The organism is Campylobacter sp. W0066.2, from assembly GCF_024723515.1.
In the GTDB taxonomy this organism is placed as follows: domain Bacteria; phylum Campylobacterota; class Campylobacteria; order Campylobacterales; family Campylobacteraceae; genus Campylobacter_D.
Genome location: NZ_JANQCV010000028.1, coordinates 1 through 2,880, shown reverse-complemented (window position 1 = coordinate 2,880; position 2,880 = coordinate 1). Strand labels below are relative to the sequence as shown.

At 26.3% G+C, this 2,880-nt stretch carries 4 protein-coding genes; 3 read left to right on the top strand and 1 reads right to left on the bottom strand.

Annotated elements, in window-relative coordinates:
- Positions 1-97: 97 nt before the first annotated feature.
- The 3 genes from CAMP18498_RS07770 to CAMP18498_RS07760 all read left to right on the top strand — a co-directional run bounded on the left by CAMP18498_RS07770 (position 98) and on the right by CAMP18498_RS07760 (position 2,594).
- The gene (locus CAMP18498_RS07770; RefSeq protein ID WP_337198249.1) at positions 98-328 is read left to right on the top strand and encodes a hypothetical protein; all 231 of its coding nucleotides are present in this window, start codon (positions 98-100) and stop codon (positions 326-328) included.
- Between the two features lie 233 nt (positions 329-561).
- A complete protein-coding gene (locus tag CAMP18498_RS07765; RefSeq protein ID WP_337198248.1) occupies positions 562-858 on the top strand; it encodes a hypothetical protein in 297 nt (98 codons plus the stop codon).
- 1,007 nt (positions 859-1,865) lie between these two features.
- Entirely contained in the window at positions 1,866-2,594 is a 729-nt protein-coding gene (locus tag CAMP18498_RS07760) for a hypothetical protein (RefSeq protein ID WP_337198247.1), read from the top strand.
- Positions 2,595-2,626: 32 nt separating this feature from the next.
- Here CAMP18498_RS07760 and CAMP18498_RS07755 read toward each other — a convergent pair.
- Positions 2,627-2,880, bottom strand: a 254-nt coding sequence (locus CAMP18498_RS07755) for a hypothetical protein (protein WP_337198246.1), incomplete at its 5' end; no start/stop codon positions are given.

Sequence of the window (2,880 nt, the reverse complement as noted above, 5' to 3'; positions counted from 1 at the left end):
AAAAAATACATACTATAAAATTGCAAAACTATTAATATAAAAAATAAAATTAGTTTTAATAATATATGATAGACTTATGTAAAAATTAGGAGTGTATATGAATTTTTTTGGCTTTATGGACGAAACAGGAATTTTAACAAATTCTCAAAATCAGCCATATTTTGCACTAGGACTCTTAAGACTATCTAATACTAGCAAATTATTACAAACTATCACTTCTATCAAAGCAAAACATAAAGGAATATTTCAAGCAGAATGTATTAAAAAAGGAAAAAATGAAAATTTTGAAATAGGAGAATTAAAATTTAATTCTCCTATTTCAAAATAAATATTTGCCTTTATATAAAGATATAGTGGAAGCTTGTTTGTCTTATGAACATTTTTATTTTTCAACAATTCTCATAGATAAAAATAAAATTCCTTTATTAAAAAACAATACTTGGGATTTGCAATTATCTTTCGCCAAAGAACACATTAAACAAAATTGCAATTATTGCAGATTATCTTAACAAACCCAAAGAAGCACCATTTTTTGAAGATGAATTAAATAAATTAGATCAAATGTTTAATGCCTGTATGCTTGAATCCAACACTTCTATTTTTATCCAAATTGTGGATATATTTATAGGAGCAATTATTTACAGATATAAAAATCCTATCGATACTAAAAGACTAAACAAAGCTCCTAAAATGCAACTGGTACATTTTATAGAAAATAAACTTGAAGAAAACTATCGTTTAAGGCAAATGTCACATAAAGGCAATTATAATAAAAATAAAAAGATACAAGGTGACTATACGATATTTGGTGATGATTTTTATTTTAGTATTTATGAAAAGAAAGTAAAAAAGAAGTAGAGTCATTGCCTTGTCTGTTATCGCCTTGCGTGTAACGCAATGTGTTCGGTCAACACTCTACTTTATTTTTTGTATTAGTATTTTAACGCTAAATTCTTAAAAATTAATTAATGATACCTATTTTATCTTACAAAAAATATTTTTTATCTTACCAATATTAATTTTAAAGTTAAAATTAACAAATTAAATTATAAAAACAGAATAAATACTAATATATCAATATTTAATGCTTATAAAAAAGACTTTATAAAGGACTTTTATGTGTAAAAAATACGCTTAAAAAGCACTTAAAATAAACTTTATAAAGGACAAAAATGTAAAATATAAAAACCCTTGCAAAATACTATAAAATAGGCATTTAAAAGCACTAAAAAACTTGGTTTTTATTGTGAATTTTGGTATAATTTTAATATTAAATGTAAAAAGGTTGTAATCATGAAAAATAAAATAATTGTTTGTTTTAGTTAATATAATCCCTATTATATCTTATATTATTTATATTAGTAGCACCAAGCTGTCAAATTTTCAGTTCTTATTTTCATTAATTTGTTTTTTTGTAGTTTTTGGATCAATCTCTATACTTAGTTTGTTATTTTTAAATGCAAAAAAGATTATTTCTTTATCGCCTGCAAAAAGAGAAAAAAATACTTCCGATGATGTTAATTTTATTGATGAAATTATGGATCTTGACCATTACTACCTACCTTATAATATTCATCACAATGATTAACAAGTAGAAAAATAATACTCCTTAAATTTTAGGAGTATTATTTTCTTTTAAATCCGAATTTCTATCATTTATTTGTTTTTGAATTTTATCTTGCGTATTTTGATTTACTCTATTTATTTCCCCTGCAACACCTGAACCACTACCGACAGCATTAGAAGTTGCTAGCGGTCAATCAAATCAATATGGGCTTTCTGAGACTGATACTAATGCTATTACTTCAGCTTCAAACAAAGCATTAGCTGAAGCTTATTCTACAGATATAAATAAGGCTACTGATATGGTGCTTTCAGGAAAAGTATCTTTTGGAACACAAACAGAAGCTGGTGTAAATATAGGCTTTGCTTCTGCTAAAGTCCAAGCAAGAGGAGAAATTGGTGCTGGTGTAAGTGCTAAAGAATCTGAATCATGGTATCAAAAAATGAGTAAGGATCAACAAGAAACTTTCCAAAAAACATATAATGAAAGTCTTACAAATCAAATTACTAAGTCAAGTTCTAATATGTCTGCATTTAGCAATTTAGTTAAATCATCAGACACTACAAATTCAGCAGAAGTTCTTAGTTCTATGGATAGTTATACTAATGCCAAATCTATTAATGCTTCTGTTGGTTATGATGGTGGAGTTTCAATGATTAATAATTATATTGATCAAAACTATAGAGGTATCCATAATAAAGAAAATGTTGCTAGCGCAATGAAAGAATTGGAAACTTTGGCTGCTAATGGTAATTTAAATGAATTGGCAAAATATTCTGGAGTAAATTCAAATGTTACAAATAGTGGTTTAAATACACAAACTGCTCAAAATCACTATAATCCTCTTTCAGCAAAACAAGATTTTAATTCCACAACAGATCAAATTAATGCTAGCGAAAACGGCAGAATTGCTATGAGAAATACACCTAAAGACATTGTCGGTAGTGGTTCAGGTGTTGCAGGGGAAGCACAAAAGGCAGCAAATGCAGCAAAGCATAAAGCAAGTTCTGCTATTAAAAGAAAGAGATGAAAAAATTAAAAAAATATAATGTATTAGAATATCTATATGGATATTCTAATATTTATTGTCATCGTAATGAACATTTTGTGGTAGATAAGAATAAGCTGAATTGGTGTATTCATCGTGTGAATCATCGTATTTTTTAAAATATGAATTTTTTCTTTTGTAAAGTTAGAAATATCATCTATGTTTGTTGAATTAATACGCTCTCTAAAAAAATAAATTAGAAATAATAATACTACACTTCCAGCTATAAATATTATAAGCCCATTGTCTATTTTTATATTTTTTGGAA